Origin of the sequence: Winslowiella toletana (genome assembly GCF_017875465.1) — a bacterium.
Classification (GTDB): domain Bacteria; phylum Pseudomonadota; class Gammaproteobacteria; order Enterobacterales; family Enterobacteriaceae; genus Erwinia; species Erwinia toletana.
The window spans coordinates 776,144-800,496 of sequence record NZ_JAGGMQ010000001.1 but is presented as its reverse complement, the minus strand read 5'-3'; the positions used below and the strand labels follow the sequence as shown (position 1 = coordinate 800,496).

General features: G+C 54.2%; 24 protein-coding genes. 13 read left to right on the top strand and 11 right to left on the bottom strand.

Annotated features, from left to right (window positions below):
* The 7 genes from J2125_RS03795 to J2125_RS03765 form a co-directional block, all read right to left on the bottom strand.
* Nucleotides 1-1,026 (bottom strand): microcin C ABC transporter permease, encoded by a 1,026-nt coding sequence (locus J2125_RS03795; RefSeq protein ID WP_209499465.1) that lies wholly within the window; start codon nucleotides 1,024-1,026, stop codon nucleotides 1-3.
* Entirely contained in the window at nucleotides 1,023-2,117 is a 1,095-nt protein-coding gene (locus J2125_RS03790) for a microcin C ABC transporter permease YejB (protein ID WP_017799447.1), read from the bottom strand. The genes J2125_RS03795 and J2125_RS03790 overlap by 4 nt, the downstream gene beginning before the upstream one ends.
* Nucleotides 2,118-2,126: 9 nt before the next feature.
* Nucleotides 2,127-3,941, bottom strand: a complete 1,815-nt coding sequence (locus J2125_RS03785) for an extracellular solute-binding protein (protein WP_017799446.1) — start codon at nucleotides 3,939-3,941, stop codon at nucleotides 2,127-2,129.
* Between the two features lie 120 nt (nucleotides 3,942-4,061).
* On the bottom strand, nucleotides 4,062-5,633 hold the full coding sequence (locus tag J2125_RS03780) for a cyclic di-GMP phosphodiesterase (RefSeq protein ID WP_017799444.1): 1,572 nt from the start codon (nucleotides 5,631-5,633) through the stop codon (nucleotides 4,062-4,064).
* 268 nt (nucleotides 5,634-5,901) lie between these two features.
* Nucleotides 5,902-6,474: a bifunctional murein DD-endopeptidase/murein LD-carboxypeptidase gene (gene mepS / locus J2125_RS03775; RefSeq protein ID WP_026111481.1), complete on the bottom strand. Its 573-nt coding sequence runs from the start codon at nucleotides 6,472-6,474 to the stop codon at nucleotides 5,902-5,904.
* Nucleotides 6,475-6,986: 512 nt separating this feature from the next.
* A complete protein-coding gene (locus J2125_RS03770; RefSeq protein WP_017799442.1) occupies nucleotides 6,987-7,694 on the bottom strand; it encodes a phosphatase PAP2 family protein in 708 nt (235 codons plus the stop codon).
* Nucleotides 7,695-7,732: 38 nt separating this feature from the next.
* Nucleotides 7,733-8,716, bottom strand: coding sequence for a CobW family GTP-binding protein (locus J2125_RS03765; protein ID WP_026111480.1), 984 nt, complete (start codon nucleotides 8,714-8,716; stop codon nucleotides 7,733-7,735).
* Between the two features lie 157 nt (nucleotides 8,717-8,873).
* Here J2125_RS03765 and J2125_RS03760 point away from each other — a divergent pair, with 157 nt between their 5' ends.
* A complete protein-coding gene (locus tag J2125_RS03760) occupies nucleotides 8,874-9,164 on the top strand; it encodes a fimbrial protein (RefSeq protein ID WP_157819410.1) in 291 nt (96 codons plus the stop codon).
* Nucleotides 9,165-9,242: 78 nt separating this feature from the next.
* On the opposite strand, the gene yeiP is transcribed toward J2125_RS03760, so the two are convergent.
* Nucleotides 9,243-9,815: an elongation factor P-like protein YeiP gene (gene yeiP, locus J2125_RS03755; RefSeq protein WP_017799438.1), complete on the bottom strand. Its 573-nt coding sequence runs from the start codon at nucleotides 9,813-9,815 to the stop codon at nucleotides 9,243-9,245.
* Between the two features lie 153 nt (nucleotides 9,816-9,968).
* Here yeiP and J2125_RS03750 point away from each other — a divergent pair, with 153 nt between their 5' ends.
* Nucleotides 9,969-10,223, top strand: a complete 255-nt coding sequence (locus J2125_RS03750; RefSeq protein ID WP_040462246.1) for a YkgJ family cysteine cluster protein — start codon at nucleotides 9,969-9,971, stop codon at nucleotides 10,221-10,223.
* A 7-nt stretch (nucleotides 10,224-10,230) separates the two neighbouring features.
* On the opposite strand, the gene J2125_RS03745 is transcribed toward J2125_RS03750, so the two are convergent.
* On the bottom strand, nucleotides 10,231-11,409 hold the full coding sequence (locus J2125_RS03745; RefSeq protein ID WP_017799436.1) for a sugar efflux transporter: 1,179 nt from the start codon (nucleotides 11,407-11,409) through the stop codon (nucleotides 10,231-10,233).
* Nucleotides 11,410-11,454: 45 nt separating this feature from the next.
* Here J2125_RS03745 and J2125_RS03740 point away from each other — a divergent pair, with 45 nt between their 5' ends.
* From J2125_RS03740 to J2125_RS03715, 6 genes are all read left to right on the top strand, one after another.
* On the top strand, nucleotides 11,455-11,766 hold the full coding sequence (locus J2125_RS03740) for a hypothetical protein (RefSeq protein WP_157819409.1): 312 nt from the start codon (nucleotides 11,455-11,457) through the stop codon (nucleotides 11,764-11,766).
* Between the two features lie 55 nt (nucleotides 11,767-11,821).
* The gene (gene fruB, locus J2125_RS03735) at nucleotides 11,822-12,955 is read left to right on the top strand and encodes a fused PTS fructose transporter subunit IIA/HPr protein (RefSeq protein ID WP_017799435.1); all 1,134 of its coding nucleotides are present in this window, start codon (nucleotides 11,822-11,824) and stop codon (nucleotides 12,953-12,955) included.
* Nucleotides 12,952-13,890: a 1-phosphofructokinase gene (gene fruK, locus J2125_RS03730; RefSeq protein ID WP_017799434.1), complete on the top strand. Its 939-nt coding sequence runs from the start codon at nucleotides 12,952-12,954 to the stop codon at nucleotides 13,888-13,890. Before fruB ends, fruK begins: the two co-directional genes overlap by 4 nt.
* Before the next feature lie 17 nt (nucleotides 13,891-13,907).
* Nucleotides 13,908-15,611 carry a PTS fructose transporter subunit IIBC gene (fruA, locus tag J2125_RS03725; RefSeq protein ID WP_017799433.1) on the top strand — a complete coding sequence of 568 codons (1,704 nt, stop codon included), beginning with the start codon at nucleotides 13,908-13,910 and terminating at the stop codon, nucleotides 15,609-15,611.
* Between the two features lie 174 nt (nucleotides 15,612-15,785).
* Nucleotides 15,786-16,223, top strand: coding sequence for a hypothetical protein (locus J2125_RS03720; RefSeq protein ID WP_017799432.1), 438 nt, complete (start codon nucleotides 15,786-15,788; stop codon nucleotides 16,221-16,223).
* An 18-nt stretch (nucleotides 16,224-16,241) separates the two neighbouring features.
* Nucleotides 16,242-17,144: an alpha/beta hydrolase gene (locus J2125_RS03715; protein WP_026111479.1), complete on the top strand. Its 903-nt coding sequence runs from the start codon at nucleotides 16,242-16,244 to the stop codon at nucleotides 17,142-17,144.
* A gap of 126 nt (nucleotides 17,145-17,270) precedes the next feature.
* Here the strand turns inward: J2125_RS03715 and nfo are convergent, their stop codons facing one another.
* Both nfo and J2125_RS03705 read right to left on the bottom strand, forming a co-directional pair.
* Nucleotides 17,271-18,113 (bottom strand): deoxyribonuclease IV, encoded by an 843-nt coding sequence (nfo, locus tag J2125_RS03710; RefSeq protein WP_017799430.1) that lies wholly within the window; start codon nucleotides 18,111-18,113, stop codon nucleotides 17,271-17,273.
* Nucleotides 18,114-18,171: 58 nt separating this feature from the next.
* Nucleotides 18,172-19,221: a YeiH family putative sulfate export transporter gene (locus J2125_RS03705; RefSeq protein ID WP_017799429.1), complete on the bottom strand. Its 1,050-nt coding sequence runs from the start codon at nucleotides 19,219-19,221 to the stop codon at nucleotides 18,172-18,174.
* Nucleotides 19,222-19,366: 145 nt separating this feature from the next.
* Here J2125_RS03705 and J2125_RS03700 point away from each other — a divergent pair, with 145 nt between their 5' ends.
* The 5 genes from J2125_RS03700 (at nucleotide 19,367) to J2125_RS03680 (ending at nucleotide 24,297) form a co-directional block, all read left to right on the top strand.
* Complete coding sequence (locus tag J2125_RS03700) at nucleotides 19,367-19,687, top strand: YkvA family protein (RefSeq protein WP_017799428.1); 321 nt, start codon at nucleotides 19,367-19,369, stop codon at nucleotides 19,685-19,687.
* A 9-nt stretch (nucleotides 19,688-19,696) separates the two neighbouring features.
* Nucleotides 19,697-20,563 carry a DNA-binding transcriptional regulator YeiE gene (gene yieE, locus J2125_RS03695; protein ID WP_017799427.1) on the top strand — a complete coding sequence of 289 codons (867 nt, stop codon included), beginning with the start codon at nucleotides 19,697-19,699 and terminating at the stop codon, nucleotides 20,561-20,563.
* A gap of 125 nt (nucleotides 20,564-20,688) precedes the next feature.
* Nucleotides 20,689-22,155, top strand: a complete 1,467-nt coding sequence (locus J2125_RS03690; RefSeq protein WP_017799426.1) for an amino acid permease — start codon at nucleotides 20,689-20,691, stop codon at nucleotides 22,153-22,155.
* Between the two features lie 268 nt (nucleotides 22,156-22,423).
* Nucleotides 22,424-23,506, top strand: coding sequence for a FecCD family ABC transporter permease (locus J2125_RS03685; protein WP_026111477.1), 1,083 nt, complete (start codon nucleotides 22,424-22,426; stop codon nucleotides 23,504-23,506).
* Complete coding sequence (locus J2125_RS03680; RefSeq protein WP_017799424.1) at nucleotides 23,506-24,297, top strand: ABC transporter ATP-binding protein; 792 nt, start codon at nucleotides 23,506-23,508, stop codon at nucleotides 24,295-24,297. Before J2125_RS03685 ends, J2125_RS03680 begins: the two co-directional genes overlap by 1 nt.
* Nucleotides 24,298-24,353 lie beyond the last annotated feature (56 nt).

Sequence of the window (24,353 nt, the reverse complement as noted above, 5' to 3'; positions counted from 1 at the left end):
TCAATGCACCTTGCTGGGATCGAAGGCGTCACGCACGGTTTCGCCAATAAAAATCAGCAGCGACAGTAAAATCGCCAGCGAGAAAAATCCGGCCAGTCCCAGCCACGGCGCCTGCAGGTTATTTTTGCCCTGCAGCAGCAGCTCGCCGAGTGAAGGCGAGCCGAGCGGCAAACCGAAACCGAGGAAGTCCAGTGAGGTCAGGGTGGTGATGGAGCCGCAAAGAATAAACGGCAGAAAAGTCAGCGTCGCCACCATCGCATTCGGCAGCATATGGCGCAGCATAATACGGCTGTCGCTGACGCCCATCGCCTGCGCGGCGCGGATATAGTCAAAGTTGCGTGCGCGCAGAAACTCGGCGCGCACCACGCCGACCAGGCTCATCCAGCCAAAGATCACGGTGATCGCCAGCAGCCACCAGAAGCCGGGCTGAACCACGCTGGAGAGCAGAATAATCAGAAACAGTGTCGGCATACCGGACCAGATTTCGATAAAGCGCTGACCGATCAGATCGACTTTGCCGCCGAAATAGCCCTGCGCTGCGCCGACGGCGACGCCAATCACGCTGGAGACGATGGTCAGCATCAGGCCAAACAGCAGCGAGATACGCGTGCCATAGAGAATGCGCGCCAGCACGTCGCCGCCATTGGCATCGGTGCCGAGCCAGTTTTTGGCCGACGGTGGCGACGGGAAGGGGTCGCTGCTGGCGAAATTAATGGTACTGTCGGCAAAGCGAATCGGCGCCCACAGCGTCCAGCCCTGATTATCGAGGCGCTGTCGCAGCCAGGGATCCTGATAGTCGGCGCTGGTGGCCAGCGGGCCGCCGAAATCGGCTTCGGTATAGTCAAACAGCACGGGCGCATACCAGCGATCCTGATAATGCACCACCAGCGGTTTATCATTCGCCAGCAGCTCGGCAAACAGACAGAGTACAAACAGCACGGCAAAGATCCACAGTGACCAGTAGCCACGGCGGTTATGACGGAAACGGCCCCAGCGGGCCTGATTAATCGGACTCAGGCGGCTCATTGGCGTCCCTCAAAATCGATGCGCGGGTCAACCAGCGTATAGGTAATATCACTGACGATATTCAGCAGCAGGCCAATCAGGGTGAAAATATACAGGGTGCCAAACATCACCGGATAGTCGCGCTGGATGGTGCTTTCATAACCCAGCAGGCCCAGGCCGTTTAGCGAGAACATCACTTCAATCAGCAGCGAGCCGGTAAAAAACATGCTGATAAAGGTGGCCGGAAATCCGGCAATCACCAGCAGCATCGCGTTGCGGAATACATGGCGATAGAGAATTTTTTTCTCATCCAGCCCCTTGGCGCGCGCGGTCACCACATACTGTTTGCGGATCTCATCCATAAAGGAATTTTTGGTCAGCATCGTCAGGGTGGCAAAACCGCCAATCACCGTCGCCAGCACCGGCAGGGTGATATGCCAGAGATAGTCGGTAATCTTGCCGTACCACGGCAGGGCGTCAAACTGCGGCGAGGTTAATCCACGCAGCGGGAACCAGTCGAGATAGCTGCCGCCGGCAAACAGCACAATCAGCATCACCCCGAACAGGAACGAGGGAATGGCGTAGCCGACAATGATCAGGGTGCTGCTCCAGATATCGAAGGCGCTGCCGTTATGTACCGCTTTGCGGATACCGAGCGGAATCGACACCAGATAGATAATCAGCGTACTCCACAGACCAAGCGTGACTGACACCGGCAGACTCTCTTTAATCAGCTGGATCACCGAAGCGCTGCGGAACAGACTGTCGCCAAAATCAAAGCGCGCATAATCCCACAGCATTTTAAAATAACGCTCATGCAGCGGTTTATCGAAGCCGTAGCGTTTGGTGATTTCGGCAATCACTTCAGGATCCAGCCCGCGCGCGCCACGATACTGGCTGTCACCGGGATTAGTGTTATTTAACGCGCTGCGTCCGCTGCTGATGCCCGTGTCGCCGCCGGGCAGGCCGGAACTGCGCTCAAACTGGGCGCTGGCAATCGCCTGATCCACCGGACCGCCGGGCGCAATCTGCACAATAAAAAAGTTAATGGTGATGATCGCCCACAGGGTAGGGATAATCAGCAAAAGTCGACGAATAAGATAAGCGCCCAAATCTACTCCTTAACGTCGTTGGGCCGGCAACTGTGCGGCTTTGTTAACATCGTACCACCAGCTGTCAGTGCCGAGGGAATACGTCGGCGCAATGGCCGGCATGGAGAATTTATTCCAGTACGCGTAGCGATCGTCGGCGTTATACCACATCGGAATCATATAGTAGTTCCACAGCAGCACCCGATCGAGGGCGCGGCCAAGCGGCAGCAGTGCGTCTTTATCGCCCTGATGCTGCAATATTTTCGCAATCAGACTATCCACTTCAGGGCTTTTAACCCGTGGGCGGTTCCAGCTGGATTCAATATATTCGGAAGCCCAGATAATACGCAGCGAAGGGTCCGGTGACGGCTGGGCGTAATATTGCGATGGGATCATATCGTAATCCCCCTCACGCATACGCCGCAGATACTGCGAGCTGTCCACCTGGCGGATTTCCAGCTGGATCCCCAGCCGTTGCAGATTATGCTGGAACGGCAGCACCCACTGGATGCTGCTACTGCTGCTACTGTTCAGCAGCAGTTCAAAGCTAAAGGGTTTACCGCTGGTGGTATTGACCAGCTGTTTATTTTTCAGCTCCCAGCCTGCCTGTTTTAGCAGCGCCAGCGCTTTCAGCAGATTTTTACGGTCATAACCGCTGCCGTCCGATACCGGCGGCTGATAGCGTGAGGTAAACACCTCATCCGGAATTTTGCCTTTTAGCGGCGCCAGAATTTCCAGCTGTTTCGCATCCGGATAGCCGCTGGCGGCATATTCGGTATTCTGGAAATAGCTGTCGGTGCGTTTATAGGCGTTGTAGAACAGTGCCTTGTTCATCCACTGGAAATCAAACGCCAGACTGATGGCTTCGCGCACTTTGCGGTCGCTGAACAGCGTTTTTTCGGTATTAAACGCCAGCCATTGGGTATCTGTGGCCACCGTATTAGGTCTGGCGTCTTTGACAATCTGCTGATTGTCGAAATTTTTGCCGCGATACTGGGTGGCCCATTTTTTCGCCGAGCCTTCGGTGCGGAAGTCAAAAGCACCGGCTTTAAATGCCTCAAAGGCGACATTATCGTCAAGATAGTAGTCATAGCGCAGCGTATCAAAATTGTGTCGTCCACGGTTAACCGGCAGACTGGCCGCCCAGTAATCTTTTACCCGTGAATAGGTAATGTACTGGCCAACTTTATAAGCACTGACACGGTAAGCGCTGCTGCCAAGAGGGGGGTAGCCCAGTGGCTCGTTAAATTTGCGGCTCTGCCAGAATTTCTGCGACAGCACCGGCAGGGATAACAGGCCGAGAATCTGGTCTTTATCCGGCTCAGGTAGCTCAATACGCACCGTCAGTGGCGCAATGGCTTTCACCGTTACACCTTTATAGGCAACACGAAATTGCGGCACGCCTTCGGTCATAAATTTAGTAAAGGTAAAGGCCACATCGCTGGCGGTAATCGGTGAGCCATCCTGGAAACGGGCGTTGGGATTGATGCTGACTTCCATCCAGCGGAAATCATCCGGGTAGCGTGCCGATTCGGCGATCAGGGGGTAGTAACTGCCAATCTCATCGTCGGAGGTGGTAAACAGTGAGTCATATAAGCCATCGGTGGCGACGCCGGGATAACCACGCGAAGCATAGCGGTTAAAGTTGTCATAGGTGCCAACCACCGCCAGCGTCATCTTTCCGCCTTTTGGCGCGGCGGGATTAACGTAATCGTAATGGGTAAAATGGGTGGCGTACTTGGGTTCGCCCAGCTTCGAGAACGCATAGCTCTCGTTAATATTCTCTGCCTGTGCTGATAAGCCGACAGCACTGAGCAGCATAAGTGTCACCAGGCGCAATAGCATTATGTTGGTTGGCTCCTGCAGCGAAAAAAGTAAATCAGTTGTCATTCAGCGTAGCAGTATTCACCGCCAGGCTCTGTTTCTGGCTGGTTTATGCCAGATTATTATGCCATTAGCCGCTGATCAGGACAAAGCGGGCTGGCGCGTTTGAAAATAAGCAATCAGCTGCGAAACGTTCATTGGCCGGGCAAAGAAGTAGCCCTGCATATGGCTTACCCCACGATTGACCAGCCACATTGCCTGCTCTTCGGTTTCCACCCCTTCGGCGACGGTACTGAGGTTAAGTTTCTTCGCCAGATTCAGCACCGCGTCCAGCACTGGTGAGGTCACGGTTTCCATGCCAATGCTCTGCACAAATCCACGGTCGATTTTAAGGTAGTCGAACTTAAATTTCTCCAGATAGATCAGGGCGCTGTGCCCGGTGCCAAAGTCGTCAATGGCAATTTTATAGCCCTTATCGTGGATCCAGTCGAAAATCTCGCTGGTATTGCCGCCAGAGACCATAGTGTGCTCGGTGATCTCAAACACATAGGCGAAATGGCCTTCCGGCATCGCCCGCACCCAGTGGTTAACGTCATCACGGAAGCTGTCAGATAACAGATGCAGCGGTGACAGATTAACCCCCATTTTGGTGCCCACCGGAATCACCTGGCGGATCTTATGCGCATCACGCGCCACCAGTTCAAACAGATGACGTGTCAGGGGAACAATTAAATTCTGCCCTTCGGCATAACTGATAAACAGATCAGGCGGAATATTGCCGGCGACGGGATGCACCCAGCGCAGTAGCGCCTCCAGACCGTAGGCCCGGCCGGTAGCCGCTTCTACCAGCGGCTGATATTCGACATGAAACTCACCACGCTTGATCCCCTGCGTAATCTCTTTGCCCGGGCGCACCTGCAGCGTCAGGATCAGGAAACAGCCGGAGGTGACCAGCACTGCCAGTAGCAGGGCGGTGAGCAGAATAAGATGAATGTCGCGCTGCGGCAGATTATTGCCATACAGGTAAAAGCTGAGAGGATAGCCGGGAACATGGGTCATGCGCAGCGGACTGGCGGGCAGCTGGCGGGTGTGGATCATCTCCTCGCTCCAGGTGGTGACCGCATTGTCTTTATTGGCTAAAGCCATACCGCTGATTTCCAGCTGGCGTGACGCCAGCAGCAGGTAAGGCGTCATATTCATATTCAGGGTGGTGAGGACACCGCTGCGGTCTGAACCCGGCTGTTTTAGCCACATCACAATCGCCGGTTGCTTTGGCAGCATCGGGGTACCGGCGATCATCGTCAGGTCGAAATCTTTATTCAGGTCAGTATGTGCGGAGATAGCGCTTACCGGCAGACTGAAGGCGCCGGTGGCGGAGGAGCAGTAGGCGATGCCATTACGCACCAGCAGGATGGCGCGGACTTCATTAATAAATGCTGCGCGTGAAGTGAGCTGGGTATTGACCTGCGAACACTCAGACATGGTCAGGCTGCGCAGGGGATCCAGCGACTCCTTCAGTTGACCAAAACCTTTAACAATAAAATTCTGCGTATATAACAGCAGCTGGTCGTTGCCCCTGGCGCGTTTATGCCAGGCGATGCTCATAGTGATGGCAGTAAAAAACAAAAAAAAGATCAAACCAACCGCCGCGCTGACCCACGCAATTTTGCGCGCATTGGTCAGAGGGTGTTTAACCAGAGTTGATAGTGGCATTGCGTTTTATCTCCCGCTTTAGCCTGTTTTTTTGTTGGAATTATGCACTGCCATTTTCCGGGAATAAGCACAGCAGGATATAACGTCGTCGGGGGTCCTGTCTCGATATTATTATGATAAGCAAAACTATTTTTGTCCTGACTGCTGGCGGATTGTTCTGGTGCATGCCAAATCGTCAGCGCGTAGTCAGGCAAATTTCAGGCATAAAAAAACGCTGCCGGAGCAGCGTTTTTATTATTCTCATTTCGCGGACTTCAAGGGATAAAGATCAGCTTTGTGTACGGCTCAGTACGCGTCTTGCTTCACGGTAACGATTTTTCCAGTATGAATCATTCAAATTGGAAATCATTACACCGCTGCTGGTCGAAGCATGAACGAAGTTGTCATTACCGAGGTAGATGCCAACATGTCGCCCTGTCGAACCGGCGCGGAACAGCACAAGATCACCGGGACGTAACTTACTGCGCTGAATACTTTTACCACTGTCCTGCTGCTCTGAGGTTGAGCGCGGCAGATCGAGACCAAACTGTTCACGGAAGGTCACCTGAACAAAAGCGGAGCAATCGATGCCGCGTTTGTTGGTGCCGCCAAGACGATAACGAACGCCTTTCCAGTCAGCATATTGATCCATGATACGTGATTTAATATCCACGCTCTGAACCATCTGTTCGAATTCATCCTGAGACGCTTGAAGTAAAAAGCCGTTCTGGCCTTTAACTGCATGAGTCTCAGTTTGTGCGTTGTGATCGTTACTGGTAGTACATGCCGAAAGCAGTGTCGCGAGTGCGACGGCGGGTATGGCCCGCATAATATATCTCAGGATAGGTTGAGACTTGACCATTATGTTTGTTATCCCTTGGGGTCCTTAACGACACAGGTCGTTAGCTAAGTTGCGAAACGAAAATGAAATTAATTAGTGCAGGCGCGTGAGACAATTCCTAAATCATTAAAATGTGTTAACGAGCACATTTTAATTGTAAAAAAAGAAAAAAATCACCGTTTTTGCCTAATCCGAATTGAGATTACCCGATTAAAAGCCCCGTGGCGAGGGGTTTTAGCGTCTTTCTTATAGGTTTTTTTGATGCGAAACAAATGGGTAACACTTAGATTAAATTATCAACAATTAGCAGTCGATAATCGCTGGATTAAGCGCAATTTAAGCGGCTATTTCAGGGGATAACATAAGAACCAGGAGTTTTACCGCTGGACAACGGGGCAGAAAAGGCATTTTCCCGCCCCGGTTATCATAATATTTTCTTTTCACGGATAAAAAATTAGCACGCTAATTATCAATTCAGTACCAGCCCGCGCTGTAATCAATTAATACAATTTGCCTTAATTGTGGAATAGATTTTAACGCAGCGGTTTATATTTTCCCGGCAGGTTTCGGTTAAGCCAGTTAACTAAATAATCACTGGCTGGCGTCAGTAACCACCAGCTCAGACCCACCATTACCACCGACAGCGAACCGACGGCAATATCGGTAAACCAGTGTGCGCCGGCCATGACACGCGGCAGAGCAAACACCACAAAGATCAGCGTGGCGGTGAGAAACGCGCCTTTACCAAAATAGCGCAGCATAAAGCAGGCGAAGATCATCAGCATCATACCGTGGTCACCAGGGAAGCTGTCGCGTGAAGCATCTTTCGCCGGAATACCGGTCAGTTCAGCAACCCGATGCACATGGTCAAAGAACAGAGTAGGGCTGACATGTTTTACCGGCAGCAAATGGCCAAGCTGGTTCAGTACCACCGCAGTAATCAGCATGGTAACGCCGATAGTGATCAGGCGGCGGCGCCCTTCTGCGGTTTCGCGCAGCCAGAATTTCAGCCAGAGCGAACCCATCGCCAGCAGAGATACGGCGTCAAAACCACGGAAATTGGTAATGGCAATCAGCCACAGCAGCGGCTTGCTGTTGACCATATGATCGTTAAACCAGAAGAAGATCGATTTATCGAACGGAAACCAAAAGCCATGTCCGGCAGGAAGATACCAGGATAAAAACAGGGCGATGCCAGCAATATTTAAGGCAATGATGGTCGCGAAGCGCTTTGCATTCATAGGGGGAAATCTGTCGGGTTGAAAAATAACAGCGTAGCCTAAGCCACACTGTCTAAACGAAGCTTCAACAGATTATCTTGCAAATCATTCCACGGTAAATCGTTTTCATTTATCAGTTCAATACGACTGTCCGGCGGGGAAGATGGGCGGGTTTCGATTTGCAGATCCTGGCCCTGACGATTGATGCTAAGCAGCCCTTCGGCAATGCGCAGCACGCCTTTGACCCGGCTCACCGGCGCCAGTCTGGCCCACTCCAGCACGCCAATGGTGTCAAACACTGTCTCAGCATCGAAGATCCAGCCGCAGGCATAGTAACCCTGACCCTGGTTTAGTGCGCGGCGCCAGCGGACGTTGCTGTCGAGACGCAGGGCGGCCAGCCCCGATTTCGCACTACTGTGCGTATGGTGACGGGCATCTGGCAATTGACGCAGGTTATGGCGTGGCGCGTCCAGCAAGGCAGGGTCGATGTTGCCAAATGCTGCCGTCAGGCACTGGCGTTCACCGAGATGCTGCTGCTGCCAGGCGTCCAGCGCCTGAAGGTCTTGCTGCTGCCAGCGATCCCGTTTATTGGCGATAATAATATCGGCTGCCGCCAGCTGATCGCGGAAATTTTCATTGTCGGTGATTTTACTGTTGCTAAGCTGGCGCGGATCCAGCAGCGCCAGCGTAGCATTCAGCGTCAGCCAGGGCTGGTACACCGCATCGCTTAACATGGCGATAATTTGCTTTGGATGGCCAAGACCTGTGGGTTCAATCAGCAGCCGGTCGGGTTTCGCCTGCTTTAATAACATATTCAGCCCCACCTGCATCGGCAGTCCATTGACGCAACACATGCAGCCGCCGGGGATCTCTTTTAACACCGCGCCGCGGCCTTGCAGCAAGGCGCCATCAATACCAATTTCGCCAAATTCATTGACCAGAATCGCCCATTTTTCATTTTCTGGCTTCATTGCCAGCAGGTGAAGCAAGGTAGTGGTTTTTCCGCTGCCCAGAAAGCCAGTAATCAGATTGACCTTTGTCACCAGGTTCTCCTCCATCAGGATATTCACGTGCTGAAATTAAAGTTCAGGCTGTGGCAGGCCGATTTTAATCATCAGGACAATAAAACAGCTACCTTTAACCTGTAGTTGGTCAATAAGTGAGGTTGATATGAACGGCATTAAATCAGCTGTTTTGATAATGCTTTTTGCCTCATGGACGAGCAGCGTCATCGCCGGGAGTGGCACTGCATCAGCCAGCTCAGGCACCATTCGTTTTTCCGGCGCTATTGTTGACGGCGGCTGTGTGATCAGCCCTGGCGTTAATAATCAGCTGAAAACCATCTGTCATCAGAACGGCAGGATAGCAATCAGCATCACGGAGCTGAATCTGACACAGCAACAAAAACTGCCATTAAGTCAGGGCACCAGCCAGTTTGCGTGGATTGATCGCAGCAAAGCGCTGGGGATGCTTACGGTTAATTACTACTGATAATAATGGCTTGTTAATTGTTATAACATAACATTATCGGCGATGCATCCTCTCATCGCCGATAAGAGAGCAGAGCAATTATTCGCTGCGCCCCATATAGCGACGTTCAGCAATATGAATGCGGATCTTGTCACCATTACTGAGATATTCCGGAACCTGAATCACTAAACCGGTGGTCATTTTAGCGGGTTTACTACGTGCACTGGCGGATGCCCCTTTAATTCCCGGCGTGGTTTCGACAATTTCCATATCGACCGTTTGTGGCAGTTCCAGCGCCAGAATCTGGCCATCCATGGTTAAAACCTGAATGCCTGGCATGCCACCTTCAGGAATAAACAGCAGCTCTTCCGCAATCTGCTCCTGCTTAAAGTTATACGGCGTGTAATCTTCATCATCCATAAACACATACTCGTCACCATCAATATAAGAGAAGGTGACCTGGCGGCGGCTCAGGGCGATGGTGTCGATAATATCATCACCTTTAAAACGCTCTTCCACCTTCAATCCGCTACGGATATCAGTGAAACGCATTTTATATAAGGTAGAGGCGCCACGGGCGCTGGGGCTTTGCACATCAATGTCTTTCACCAGCAGTAATTTGCCGTTGTAGCTGACGGCCATGCCGCGTTTGATTTCGTTTGCTCTTGCCATGGTAGGTTCTCAATAAGCCTGCGCTGAATTAATCGCGACAAGTTACTCGCGGCGCGACTTTCAGGCAAGATCTGCAGCCTGAATAATTTTGAGTATAGCTTTCACCTTTTGCCACTGCTATTGTCGCGCTTTACGTTGCTCCTGAGCGTGCAGATGCAGTGTCGTCCTGATTGTGGTGCCTGTTGCACGGCCCCTTCGATCTCTTCCCCGATTCCAGGTATGCCGCAGGGCAAACCGGCGAATACCCCGTGCGTACAGCTTGACGCCCGCCAACGCTGCAAAATTTTTGGCTCGCCACTGCGGCCAAAAGTCTGCGCGGGATTGCAGCCTGACGCGGAAATGTGTGGCAGCAGCCGCCTGCAGGCGATGACCTGGCTGTTACAGCTGGAAGCGGATACCTCCAGCTGAACAGGCGTCAGGCGTTTTTGATCCGCCACATGCAGTACAGAGTGCCAGCGTTCATCAGCAACGCGCAGTAAAACACCGCATGGTAACTCCAGAATTCAGCCACCAGACCGGCCAGCGATCCGGCGAGGATCCAGCCGACACGGGTTGAGTTGCTGAACAGCGTCGTCGCCGCGCCTGCCTGGCCTGGCATCAGATCCTGAAAATAGATCATGCCAATACCAGCCAGAATGCCAATAAAGATAGCGTTCAGTCCCTGGATCAGCAGTAACGGGATGGCGGTATTGATCAGCAATACCCCGGCGTAAAACAGCAGCCCGCAGGTGGCGGCGCAGCGCATCAGCGCGCGTTTGCTGAAGCGGCGGGCGTAGTAGCCAGCAATCAGCATCACCGGGATTTCCAGTCCCGCCGCCAGCCCCATTAATTGCCCCGCCAGTTTTTCCGGCAGATGTAACTCATGCACCACATACAACGGCATATTAATCAGCCAGATATTGTTGCAGGCCCACATCAGCGTACAGCCGGTAAACAGCAGCAGCGTATCGCGGCGGTTGCGCCGTGGCGCCTGCAACATGGTGGTGGTTTGCAGCACGGTCTTTCGCATGGATGGCAGCAGATAGCGGACAATCACCGCGCAGCAGACAAATGCCACCGCCGCACAGGCGTACATCACCTGAAAACCAAACCCCAGCGCCAGCGCAAAGGCAACCGGCGGGCCAATGACCCATGCCAGCGAAACCTGGGTACGCATAATCGTGCTGAACATTACCGCTTCACGGCCGGTTTTGTCGGCGTGTTCACGCGCCAGCGCAAACATCTGCGGGTTGGCGGTCGAGCCAAAACTGGAGAGCAGTACGCCGACCAGTAACAAGACAAAGTAATTACGATTCCAGGCAAACAGAATGCAGCCAACCGCGCCCAGCAGGCAGCACTGAAAGATCAGCGTCTTGCGGTCGCCCTGACGGTCGGAACGGGTCGCCAGCAGCTGGCTCACCACAATGCCAATCAAAGCACTGCCGGTAAAAAACAGTCCCACCATAAACGGACGCGCATGCACTTCCGTAGAGAGAAACAGGCTGAGGGTCGGGGTCTGCAGCGCCCCGGCGATGCCGGAGAGAAATGCGACCAGCAGAAAGGCAGCCGAACGCAGGTCAGGCAGGCGGCGAAGAGTGGCACCAGATGTTTGCATAAGTGAGGGTTAACCGGCAGAAATGGACGGGGGAATTCTACGCCGTTGCGCTATTTTTTAAAAACCCGTTTCAAAAAAAACTGTGAAGGCTGCAGAGGGTTTCCGCATTTTTTGCACCATCCGCAGCAAAAAGCTGAAGTTGCTGACCGCGTTGGGTTAAAACGCACCCTGAGTCAAATCCGCTTCAGCAAGCCGGCTGGCAGCGGCGGCATTTCTCTGAAAAAGTTAAGTGAAATGTGCGTGACGTCAAAAATCTGCTACATCGTTTACAGTAAATCTTGCCAGCAAGACGATGACTGTACCAAACTCATTGAAACGTTTCAGCGTTGTCTCAATCGGTTGCCCGTCAGAAGATGACGCTTTTTTTCTCATAATAGCTGAAACGATTCAATTTCAGCGGGAGAGGAGAACTATGTTCCAGCTAGATCTGAAAGCCATTCATACTGGCGCCAGCGCCACCAATAAAGAAGACGCTATTCGTCAGGTTGCCGCCGCGCTCGCCGCTGCCGGCAACGTCAGCGAAGCCTATGTTGACGGCATGCTGACGCGCGAAACCCAGACTTCCACCTATCTTGGTAACGGCATCGCCATTCCGCATGGCACCACCGATACCCGCGATTTAGTGCTGGAGACCGGTGTGCAGGTGTTCCAGTTCCCGCAGGGCATCGCCTGGGGAGACGATCAGACTGCTTATGTGGCGATTGGTATAGCCGCGCGCTCCGATGAGCATCTGGCGCTGTTGCGTCAGCTGACTCACGTGCTGAGTGATGACAGCGTAGCTGAACAGCTGAAAACCACCACTTCCGCTGAAGAGTTGCGCAGCATCCTGATGGGCGAGAAACAGGCTGCGGAATTTAAATTTGATAACAGCCTGATTGCGCTTGATGTCGCCGCCAGCGATCTGATGACGTTACAGGCGCTGAACGCCGGTCGTCTGCAACAGGCGGGTGCGGTGGACGCCAGCTTTGTCAGCAGCGTGATCTCCTCGCAGCCGCTGAATCTGGGGCAGGGTATATGGCTGAGCGACAGTACAGTCGGTAATCTGGTCAGCGCCGTGGCGGTAAGTCGTGCCGCGAACGCTTTTGATGTGGCGGGTGAAAAAGCCGCGTTGCTGATTACCGTTGCGGTCACCGATGACCAGCCGCTGAAAGTGCTGAACTATTTAAGCGATCTGCTGATTAATCAGAAAGCCGAACGTCTGCTAACCGCTGATGCCGCCGGGGTACTGGCGCTGTTAACCAGCGAAGTCGACGAGCAGGCGGATGTGCTGACTGCAGAATTTACGATCCGCAACGAGCATGGTTTACATGCGCGTCCGGGCACTGCGCTGGTCAGCGTGATCAAACAGTTTAACAGCGATATCACCGTGACCAACCTTGATGGCAGCGGTAAACCAGCTAACGGTCGCAGCCTGATGAAAGTGGTGGCGCTGGGGGTGAAAAAAGGTCACCGCCTGCGCTTTACCGCCAGCGGTGAAGATGCACAGCAGGCGCTGGATGCCATTGAAGAAGCCATCGCCGCCGGTCTGGGCGAGGGGGCAGCATGAGCAGACGCGTCGCAACTATTACCCTGAATCCGGCTTATGACCTGGTCGGTTATACCGATGAGATTGAACGTGGTGAAGTTAACCTGGTGAAAACCACCGGTCTGCATGCCGCAGGCAAAGGGATTAACGTAGCGAAGGTGCTGAAAGATTTGGGCATTGACGTCACTGTTGGCGGCTTTCTCGGCAAAGATAATCAGGATGGCTTCCAGCAACTGTTCAGCGAGTTAGGTATTGCTAACCGTTTTCAGGTCGTGGCGGGCCGTACCCGTATCAACGTAAAGCTGACCGAGAAAGGCGGCGATGTCACTGATCTGAACTTCTCTGGTTTTGATGTCAGTGCGCAGGACTGGGAGCGCTTCAGTGCCGATTCATTAAGCTGGCTTGGTCAGTTTGATATGGTCTGCGTCAGCGGTAGTTTACCGGCTGGCGTGGCGCCGGAAGCCTTTACCGAATGGATGACAACCCTGCGCACGCTGTGTCCATGCATTATTTTCGACAGCAGCCGCGAAGCGCTGGTGGCGGGACTGAAAGCGGCGCCATGGCTGGTGAAGCCTAACCGTCGTGAGCTGGAAATCTGGGCCGGACGCAAACTGCCGACGCTGCAGGATGTGATTGAAGCTGCCCATGCATTGCGTGAGCAGGGCATTGCCCATGTGGTGATTTCCCTCGGCGCCGAAGGTGCGCTGTGGGTGAATGCTTCCGGCGAGTGGATTGCTAAACCGCCAGCCTGTGAAGTGGTCAGTACCGTCGGTGCTGGCGATTCGATGGTCGGTGGCCTGATTTATGGTCTGCTGATGCGTGAGTCCAGTGAGCATACGCTGCGGCTGGCAACTGCCGTTGCGGCGATGGCCGTCAGTCAAAGTAATGTTGGTGTTACCGATCGTACCCAGTTGGCCGCAATGATGGCGCGCGTCGACCTGAAACCCTTTAACTAACAGCAGGAGAAGGCAAAATGAAAACGCTGCTGATAATCGATACCTCGCTGGGCCTGGCAACCAGCTACCTGGCAAAAAATTTACTTACCGCAGCGGCGGCGAAAGCTGGCCTGGCGCTGACGGATAATCCGGCAGAAGCCGGGCTGGTGGCAGTGGCGGGTAAAACCGTACCTGCTGACGGCGCGCTAAACGGCAAAGCGGTCTATCTGGGCGATATCGAACAGGCGCTACGTCAGCCGGAAGCGTTCCTTGCTACCGCGCAGGCGCAGGCTAAACCTTACCAGGCGCCAGCAGCGGTTGCTGCGGCGCCGGTGGCGGCTCCTTCCGCGACTGGCCCGAAACGTATTGTGGCGATTACCGCCTGTCCTACCGGTGTGGCGCACACCTTTATGGCCGCGGAAGCGATCCAGACGGAAGCGACCAGACGCGGCTGGTGGGTAAAAGTGGAAACCCGCGGCTCAGTCGGCGCCGGTAATGCGATTACTGCTGAAGAAGTGGCGGCGGCCGATCTGGTGATTGTGGCGGCGGATATTGAAGTGGATCTGGCGAAATTTGCCGGTAAGCCGATGTATCGCACCTCAACCGGTCTGGCGCTGAAGAAAACGGCGCAGGAGCTGGATAAAGCGGTGGCGGAAGCCAGACCTTATCAGCCGAAGAGCGGCAACCAGGCATCACAGGGCGAGCAGAAACAGGAGAGTACAGGCGCTTATCGTCACCTGCTGACCGGCGTCTCTTATATGTTGCCAATGGTGGTGGCCGGTGGTCTGTGTATCGCGCTCTCCTTTGCGTTTGGTATTACCGCCTTTAAAGAACCGGGAACGCTGGCCGCTGCGCTGATGCAAATCGGTGGCGGCAGCGCCTTTGCCTTAATGGTGCCGGTGCTGGCGGGTTATATCGCTTTCTCGATTGCTGACCGTCCGGGTCTGACGCCAGGACTGATTGGCGGTATGCTGGCTACCAGTATTAATGCCGGTTTCCTCGGCGGTATTATCGCCGGTTTTATTGCCGGTTACACCGCCAGACTGATTAGCGGCAAGGTCAAACTGCCGCAAAGTATGGAAGCGCTGAAGCCGATTCTGATTATCCCGCTGTTTGCCAGCCTGATCACCGGTTTACTGATGATCTATGTGGTGGGTAAACCTGTTGCGGGCATTATGAGCGGTCTGACCAGCTGGCTGGCGAATATGGGTACGGCGAATGCGGTACTGCTGGGCGCGATCCTTGGTGGCATGATGTGTACCGATATGGGGGGGCCGGTAAATAAAGTCGCCTATGCCTTTGGTGTGGGTCTGCTGAGTTCGCAAACCTATGCGCCGATGGCGGCGATTATGGCGGCCGGTATGGTTCCACCGCTGGCGATGGGTCTGGCAACGCTGGTTGCGCGTCGTAAGTTTAATAAAGGACAGCAGGAAGGCGGCAAAGCGGCGCTGGTTCTTGGTCTGTGCTTTATCTCGGAAGGTGCGATTCCGTTTGCGGCGCGTGATCCGATGCGCGTACTGCCATGCTGTATCGTTGGCGGCGCGGTGACCGGCGCGATCTCGATGGCGATCGGCGCGAAACTGATGGCGCCGCACGGCGGTCTGTTTGTGCTGTTGATCCCTGGTGCTATCACCCCGGTGGTTGGCTACCTGCTGGCGATTATCGCCGGTACGCTGCTGGCGGGTCTGGGTTATGCGATTCTGAAACGTCCGGAAGCGGAAGCTGAACTGGCGAAAGCCTGATTAGTGTCCTCCGGATGATAAAAAGGCGCGGGCTTCCGCGCCTTTTTTTATGTTTTTGCTGCGCGCAAATCTGTAATGCCACACGACTTTTTGATAGTGTTAGTTCGGCTTATTAATTCTGTCAGGAAGACTCAATATTATGGCTGTTATCCCGCTTATGCCCCGGAACAGACTATGTCAATCAACACCGCTATTAAATGGGGGCACAGGACGCTAACGGTTGTCCTGTTACTTATGGTTATTGTCGGCGGCCTGCTATGGTATTCCGGGAACGCTCCTCGCGATGATCGCGTAGTCAGTCAGAAACAGTTGTCAGAGGATGTCTGGTTGTACGTGACCCAATATCAGGATGCCGGCGCTACTGACTCTGACGTTTATCGTTACTATCTGAATAAACATCTCAGCGATCCAATGAAGGTGCTGAATAAAAGCGCCCCCTTTCTTCAGGCTGATATCGGTGATGCCAACGTTACGGCTATTGGTGATCACGTACTGGTAAAGTTGACGGGAAAAGTGTACTCCTTTTCTAACTCGGCTTTTTACTACGACGACAGAACGCCAGTGATGCCCCGTATCGATCTGAATGCTTATGCTTCAAACCCCTGGAAGTAGGGCGGGACAGGTGAAATGATCAATCGTCGTGATTTTCTCACCGGCCTCGCCGTCACCGCTATTGCCATACGCACCGCACGCGCCAGCGCGGTAAATTACCGGCAGACTAGCATCCCACTGTGGAGCGGGGCGGCTCCTGGCGGCGGCGGGCCGTCCGGCAGCGCTATCCTTTCCGCAAAAGGGGCGCTGAGCAATATCGCGGTGCCTGCACTGACGGTACTGACACCCGAACATGCCAATGGTCATGCGGTACTGATCGCCGCAGGCGGGGGCTATAAGCGCATCCAGATGGCGAGTGAGGCATGGCCAGCAGCGCAATGGCTGACGGCACGAGGTTATACCGCGTATATTCTCAGTTACCGGTTGCCGCATGAAGGCTGGGGGGGTGGCAACCTGGTATCATTACAGGATGCACAGCGGGCATTGCGAATTATCCGGCAGCGCGAGCAGCACCTCAGCGTGCTGGGTTTTTCCGCCGGTGGTCATCTGCTGGGGCTGGCGATCACCCGCCCGGATTTCGCCTCGTATTCTCCACAAGATCAGCTCGACAGCAGGCCTGCGTATGCTGATGGTGCGGCTTTGATTTACCCAATTATTACGCTGGAAAAACCCTGGAGCCATACTTCCACGCATCGTCTGCTGGTCGGGCCGCATGCCTCCGCCGCTGATAATGCCGCCTGGTCGGTGCAGAATTTTGTTAATGCGCATACGCCGCCGGTGTTTCTGGTACAGGCGCTGGATGATCCGATAGCCAGTCCGGATAACACGCTGATTATGTCTGCCGCCTGCCGTAAGGCAGCTGTGCCGGTAGAGATGTACCGTTATGCTACGGGCGGGCATGGTTTTGCTATGGGAAGGGCAGGGACCGCGACGATGGAATGGCCAGGGCATTATCAGACGTGGTTAGAGGGCAGGATGTAACATAGTAAAAAATCTGGCACAGGCGGCGAGAACGCCGCCCCTACTTCAGGACACATAAAACATGTAGGGGAGCCGTTTTCGGCTCCCGTTCAGATAGCAGACGCGGTGCAGATCCCCGCACCCTGATTATTTTTGCTCTGACTTCAGCCAGGCAATTTCATCTTTCCAGATATCCGGATTGACGGTTTCGAGGATCATCGGGATACCGTCGAAGCGGCTGTCTTTCATCAGCCAGCTAAACACCGTTTTACCGATATTGCCTTCACCGAGGCTGTGATGGCGATCGACGCGGCTGTTAAACTCACTTTTCGCATCATTCAGATGCATACCACGCAGATACTGGAAACCGACCACGCGCTCAAACTCTGCAAAGGTTTTTACGCACTCTTCTTCGCTGCGCAGATCGTAGCCACCGGCAAAAGCATGGCAGGTATCAATACAGACGCCGACACGCGATTTATCTTCCACACCGGCAATAATCGCCGCCAGATGCTCAAAACGGAAACCAAGGTTACTGCCCTGACCGGCGGTATTTTCAATGACGGCGGTGACACCCTGGGTTTTATCCAGCACGATATTAATCGACTCGGCGATACGTTGCAGGCACTCCGCTTCCTCAATCTGATGCAGATGGCTGCCGGGATGGAAATTCAGCAGCGACAGGCCCAGCTGCTCGCAGCGTTGCATCTCATCGAGGAAGGCTGCGCGCGATTTCTCCAGCGCTTCTTCTACCGGATGGCCAAGATTAATCAGATAGCTGTCGTGCGGCAGAATTTGCTGTGAGCTGTAGTTATATTTCTCACAGGCGGCGCGAAAGGCGGAAATCACCTCAGCACTTAGTGGAGCCGCGCGCCACTGGCGCTGATTTTTGGTGAACAGCGCGAATGCTGTGGCTTCCAGTTCGTGCGCGCGAATGACTGCCTGGTCTACGCCGCCTGCTGCGCTGACGTGGGCGCCGATATATTTCATGCCGTTCTCCTGTAAATGGCTTGGTGATGCCGTAAGCCATCCATGATAACCGAAGCGACTAGCCCATCAAATGCTGAACCAGCAGATTGATCGCGCCGCCACCGACTATCAGCCAGATAAACAGCAGCAGCGCCATCAATAATGGTTTTACCCCGGCGCGTTTCAGCGCGCTGATATGGGTGGTTAAGCCCAGCGCCGCCATTGCCATCGCCAGCAACAGATTGTCCAGCTGGTTAATGTTCTCAAGCCATGATGGCGGCAGCAGGTGCAGCGAGTTAAACAGCGCCACGCCAATAAACAGCAGGGCAAACCACGGGAAACTGATCGCGCCGTGCGAGCTGTTGCCGTCGCGGCGCAGCAGCGCGCCAAGAAACAGCAGAAACGGCGCCAGCATCATTACGCGCAGCATTTTGGCTATCACTGCGGCATTTTCAGTTTCCGGGCTAATGGCGTGGCCCGCAGCCACTACCTGCGCCACTTCATGCAGGGTAGAACCGGTAAAAATACCGTATGTGGTTGGCGTTACCGCAGGAAACCACGTCAGCGCCAGCGGGTACAGCAGCGGACAGATAAACATCGCCAGGGTGCCAAAAATTACCACGGTGGCAATCGCCACCGCCACTTTGGCGGCATCGGCTTTGATAACCGGTTCGGTTGCCAGAATTGCCGCCGCGCCGCAGATGCTGCTGCCAGCGCCAATCAGCCAGCGGGTCTGGCGATCAAGACCAAATACCCGGCGGCCGAGCCAGCAGGCAAGCGCAAAGGTAGAGCAGAGCGTAATGATATCAATCACTACGCCACTCAGGCCGACATCAGCTATCTGCTGTACGGTAAGGCGAAAACCGTACAACACAATACCGAGCCGTAACAGACGCTGTTTTGCCAGCAGGATACCGGGATCGCACGCGGGTTGCAGACGTGGCCAGACCGTATTGCCAGCCAGCATACCGACCACAATCGCCAGCGTCAGCGCACCCAGTCCGAGCGAAGCGACGGCTGGCTGATTGCCCAGCCAGATCGCGCTACCGGCGATAGCCGCCGCCAGCAGTAAGCCGGGCAGGTATCTGCCCGGCGCGCGGTGGGTTTCAGTCACAGTAAGTTCAGCCATAGATGACCTCCGATTTCATTACGGCTAGTGTGGGGTTAACTGGCTTAAAAGAGAAATTGATTATATATTTATAATTAACCGGAATAGGTGATAAGGCGGTCACGGGATGTTCAGACGTATAGCAAAGTTCAGAAGCAACTTGATCATGATGTGGTATGCCTGCCGCAATCCGCGCACGCCGCTGTATATTAAAGGCCTGATGGGCGCGATCGCAGTGTATCTGGTCAGTCCACTGGATCTGATCCCCGATGTGATTCCGCTGGTCGGCTGGCTTGACGATGCCATCGTGGTGCCACTGGGTATTGCGATGTTGCTGAAGCTGCTACCTGAAGAGGTGCGCAGCGACGCGATGCGGCGTCAGGCTGCGCCCGCAAATAAAAGAAAAGGGCTGACCAACACGCTGCTGGTTATGCTGGTACTTTGGCTGCTGCTGATGGGCTATGCCATTTTTCACTGGATGTCGTAAGGAATCACGATGCATATCACTTTGCGTCAGGTTGAAGTATTTACCGAAGTGCTGAAGAGTGGATCAACCACCCAGGCTTCACAGGTTCTGGCGCTGTCGCAGTCGGCTGTCAGCGCCGCGCTGGCGGATCTCGAAGGGCAGTTAGGCGTACAGCTGTTTGATCGCGTCGGTAAGCGGCTGGTGGTCAATGAGCATGGCCGCCTGCTTTATCCCCGGGCGGTGGGCCTGCTGGAACAGGCGGGAGAGATTGAGCAGCTGTTCCGCGAAGATAATGGCGCGATCCGCATCTACGCCAGCAGCACCATTGGCAACTATCTGCTGCCGGGGATGATCGCCGGTTATCGCCGTGACTTTCCGCATTTACCGCTGGAACTCAGTGTTGGCAACAGTCAGGACGTCATTAATGCGGTCGCGGATTTTCGCGTTGATGTCGGGCTGATTGAAGGGCCTTGTCATATGACCGAGCTGATTAGCGAACCCTGGCTGGAGGATGAGCTGGTGGTGTTTGCCGCGCCTGATGCGCCGATACTGCAACAGCCGGTCACGCTGGAAACCCTGTCGGCGATGCAGTGGATCCTGCGTGAGCATGGTTCCGGCACCCGCGAGATTGTCGATTATCTGCTGCTGTCGCATCTGCCACGCTTTGAGCTGGCGATGGAGCTGGGTAATTCTGAAGCGATTAAACATGCGGTACGGCACGGAATGGGCATCAGCTGTTTATCACGACGGGTGATTGCCGATCAGCTGGCAGCTGGCTCGCTGGTGGAGGTGAAGATCCCGTTGCCAAAACTGTCACGCACGCTGTACCGGATCCAGCACCGGCAGAAGCATATGTCAAAAGCGCTGCTGCGTTTCCTGAGTTATTGTGTGGAATAAGACGTTGGCTTGCTAATGATCCGCGCCGGATTATGAAGCTAACTTATAACCTCGCGGTATCGCTATACCTGAGGGGGGGATTTGCTACAATCGCGCCTCATTTTTACCCAGGACAGCGTTTCTTCATGATTCAGGACACAAAAACAACACAACAGCCTGCGTTAAAACGCGCGTTAAAGGCCCGTCACCTGACGATGATCGCCATCGGCGGATCGATCGGTACTGGCCTGTTTGTCGCCTCCGGCGCCACGATTTCCCAGGCGGGGCCGGGTGGGGCGCTGCTCTCTTATATGCTGATCGGCCTGATGGTCTATTTCCTGATGACCAGCCTTGGCGAACTGGCTGCCTTTATGCCGGTGTCTGGTTCATTCTCAACCTATGGTTCCAAATATGTGGAAGAGGGTTTTGGCTTCGCGCTGGGCTGGAACTACTGGTACAACTGGGCGGTAACCATCGCGGTCGATCTGGTGGCGTCACAACTGGTGATGAACTACTGGTTCCCGGACACCCCAGGCTGGATCTGGAGCGCGCTGTTCCTTGGCCTGATGTTCCTGCTGAACTACATCTCCGTAAAAGGCTTCGGTGAAGCGGAATACTGGTTCTCGCTGATTAAAGTGGTCACCGTAATTATCTTTATTGCGGTCGGCGTGCTGATGATCAGCGGGATTATGCGCGGCGCGGAGAGTGCGGGCTGGCATAACTGGCAGGTGGGTGAGGCGCCATTCGCCGGAGGCTTTGCCGCGATGATTGGCGTGGCGATGATAGTCGGCTTCTCCTTCCAGGGCACCGAGCTGATTGGTATCGCCGCTGGCGAGTCGGAAGAGCCAGCGAAAAATATCCCACGTGCGGTGCGTCAGGTGTTCTGGCGTATTCTGCTGTTCTATGTGTTTGCGATTCTGATTATCAGCCTGATTATTCCTTACACTGATCCCAGCCTGCTGCGTAACGACGTCAAAGATATCAGCGTCAGTCCGTTTACCCTGGTATTTGAGCATGCTGGTCTGCTGTCAGCGGCGGCGGTAATGAATGCGGTGATCCTGACGGCGGTGCTCTCTGCCGGTAACTCCGGTATGTATGCTTCCACCCGTATGCTTTACACCCTGGCGTCAGAAGGCAAAGCGCCGCGTATCTTCGCTAAATTATCCAAAGGCGGTGTGCCGCGTAATGCGCTGTATGCCACCACCGTAGTGGCGATGTTGTGCTTCTTTACCTCGATGTTTGGCAACCAGGAAGTCTATCTGTGGCTGCTGAATACCTCAGGCATGACCGGCTTTATCGCCTGGCTGGGGATTGCGATCAGCCACTACCGTTTCCGTCGTGGTTATGTGAAGCAGGGGCATAATATTGCCGATCTGCCATACCGTTCCGGTTTCTTCCCGCTCGGGCCGATCTTTGCCTTTGTGCTGTGCTTAATCATTACCCTTGGTCAGAACTATCAGGCGTTTCTCGCCGATCGTATCGACTGGTATGGCGTAGCCGCGACCTATATTGGTCTGCCGCTGTTCCTGATTATCTGGCTGGGCTACAAGCTGAGTCGCGGCAGTCGGTTTGTTAAATACAGTGAAATGGATTTCCCGACGTTTAAAGACTGATTTCTCTGCTAAAAACGATTAAGGCGCGGTTTCCGCGCCTTTTTTGCCTCTGTCAGCCACGATTACAAATTTGATTGATAACTATTATCGTTTTCGTTATTGTTACCGGCGTTACTTTTTCGGCCCTGCACCGGGTAAATGAAGGATGCGGTTACCTGATACGGCATCACTTTTACACTTCTTCATCTAATATTCCGGGCCACCAGAACTTTGCCAGTGAGTTCAGCAATGCTGACTCAAGCGCAGAAATAACAGGTAGAAAAGAATAATGAGTGTTACCCACGAGCCCATGCCGTACGCGAAGAAAAATCCGGTTCAGAGCGTGATGGGACGCTATCAACAACTGTTACGTCATCGCCTGCTGATAATGGGCGTGCTGTTGCTGGCGATCCTCGCGTCGCTGGTGCTGGATTTTACCCTCGGTCCTTCTGGTCTTTCCCTGCACACCTTATGGCATGCGCTGACGCAACCGGATAGCGTGGATGCCGGTACGCGAGTGATTGTCTGGGATATTCGTTTACCTTACGCCCTGATGGCGGTGGTGGTCGGCATTGCGCTGGGACTCGCCGGGGCTGAGATGCAGACCATCCTCAATAATCCACTGGCCAGTCCGTTTACCCTTGGCGTCTCTTCGGCGGCGGCTTTTGGCGCGGCGCTGGCGATTGTGCTGGGCATTGGTATTCCGGGCATTCCCGATCAGTGGTTTATCTCCGCCAACGCCTTTGTTTTCGCGCTGTTTGCCGCCCTGATGCTGGATGGCGTCACACGCTGGACGCGGGTGGCGACCTCCGGCGTGGTGCTGTTTGGTATCGCGCTGGTATTTACCTTTAATGCGCTGGTATCAATGATGCAGTTTATCGCCAGTGAAGATACCTTGCAGGGGCTGGTGTTCTGGACCATGGGCAGCCTGGCGCGCGCCTCATGGGAGAAGCTCGGCGTGCTGCTGCTGGCGCTGCTGATAGTGGTGCCATTCTCGATGATGAGCTCATGGAAGCTGACGGCGTTGCGACTCGGTGAAGATCGCGCGGTGAGTTTTGGTATCGATGTGCGCAGATTGCGTCTGGCGACGTTGCTGCGCATCAGTATTCTGTCGGCGCTGGCGGTAGCATTTGTCGGCCCGATTGGTTTTATTGGCCTGGTGGCGCCGCATATTGCGCGCATGATATTTGGTGAAGATCACCGCTTCTATTTACCGGCCAGCGCCCTGACCGGCGCGCTGGTGTTGTCGATGGCCTCAGTGGCGTCGAAGAATATTATTCCTGGCGTGATTATCCCGGTCGGTATCGTCACCTCGCTGGTGGGCGTGCCGTTCTTCCTGAGTATTATTTTACGTCATCGGGGGAACGTCTGATGCAGGGTTTATCGATTCGCGGCTTTAACGCCGGTTATCCCAAGCGCAAGATTATTGAAAATCTGCATGTCCCTTTGCTGCCACGCGGCAAAATTACCGTGTTGCTGGGGCCTAACGGCTGTGGCAAATCGACGCTGCTGCGCGCTCTCGCCGGTCTGAATCGCGCCCAGGGTGAGCTGTGGCTGAACGGTGAAGAGCTGATGGCTCAGCCGTTTGCACGTCGCGCCAGTAAAGTGGTCTATCTGCCGCAGTCGCTGCCAGCTGGCGTGCACCTGCATGTGCTGGAGTCGATTATCGTGGCGCAGCGTGCTTCCGGCGGGCGCAGCAGCGCCAGCAGCGAAAGTGAAGTAATGGCGCTGCTGGAACAGCTGGGGATTGCCCATCTGGCGCTCAGCTATCTTGATCAACTTTCCGGCGGCCAGAAGCAGCTGGTTGGATTAGCACAATCATTAATTCGTCGCCCGGAGTTATTATTACTGGATGAACCATTAAGTGCGCTGGATTTAAATTACCAGTTTCACGTAATGGATTTAGTGCGTCGCGAAACGCAGCAGCGCAATATGGTTACCGTGGTAGTGGTGCATGATATTAATATCGCCCTGCGTCATGGTGAACATGTATTAATGCTGCAGAACGGGGAATTAATTGCTGATGGTCAGCCGATCGAGGTGATTACACCGGAAAGCCTGGCGCGGGTATATGGCGTGAGAGGCCGTATTGAACGCTGCTCGCAGGGTACACCGCAGGTGCTGATCGATGGTCTGGTAGCAGAACCGGAACCGGCAGTGTAAAGACATCAATAATACCAATTATTATTAGTCGTCAAAAATAGCATAATTAAATTCGG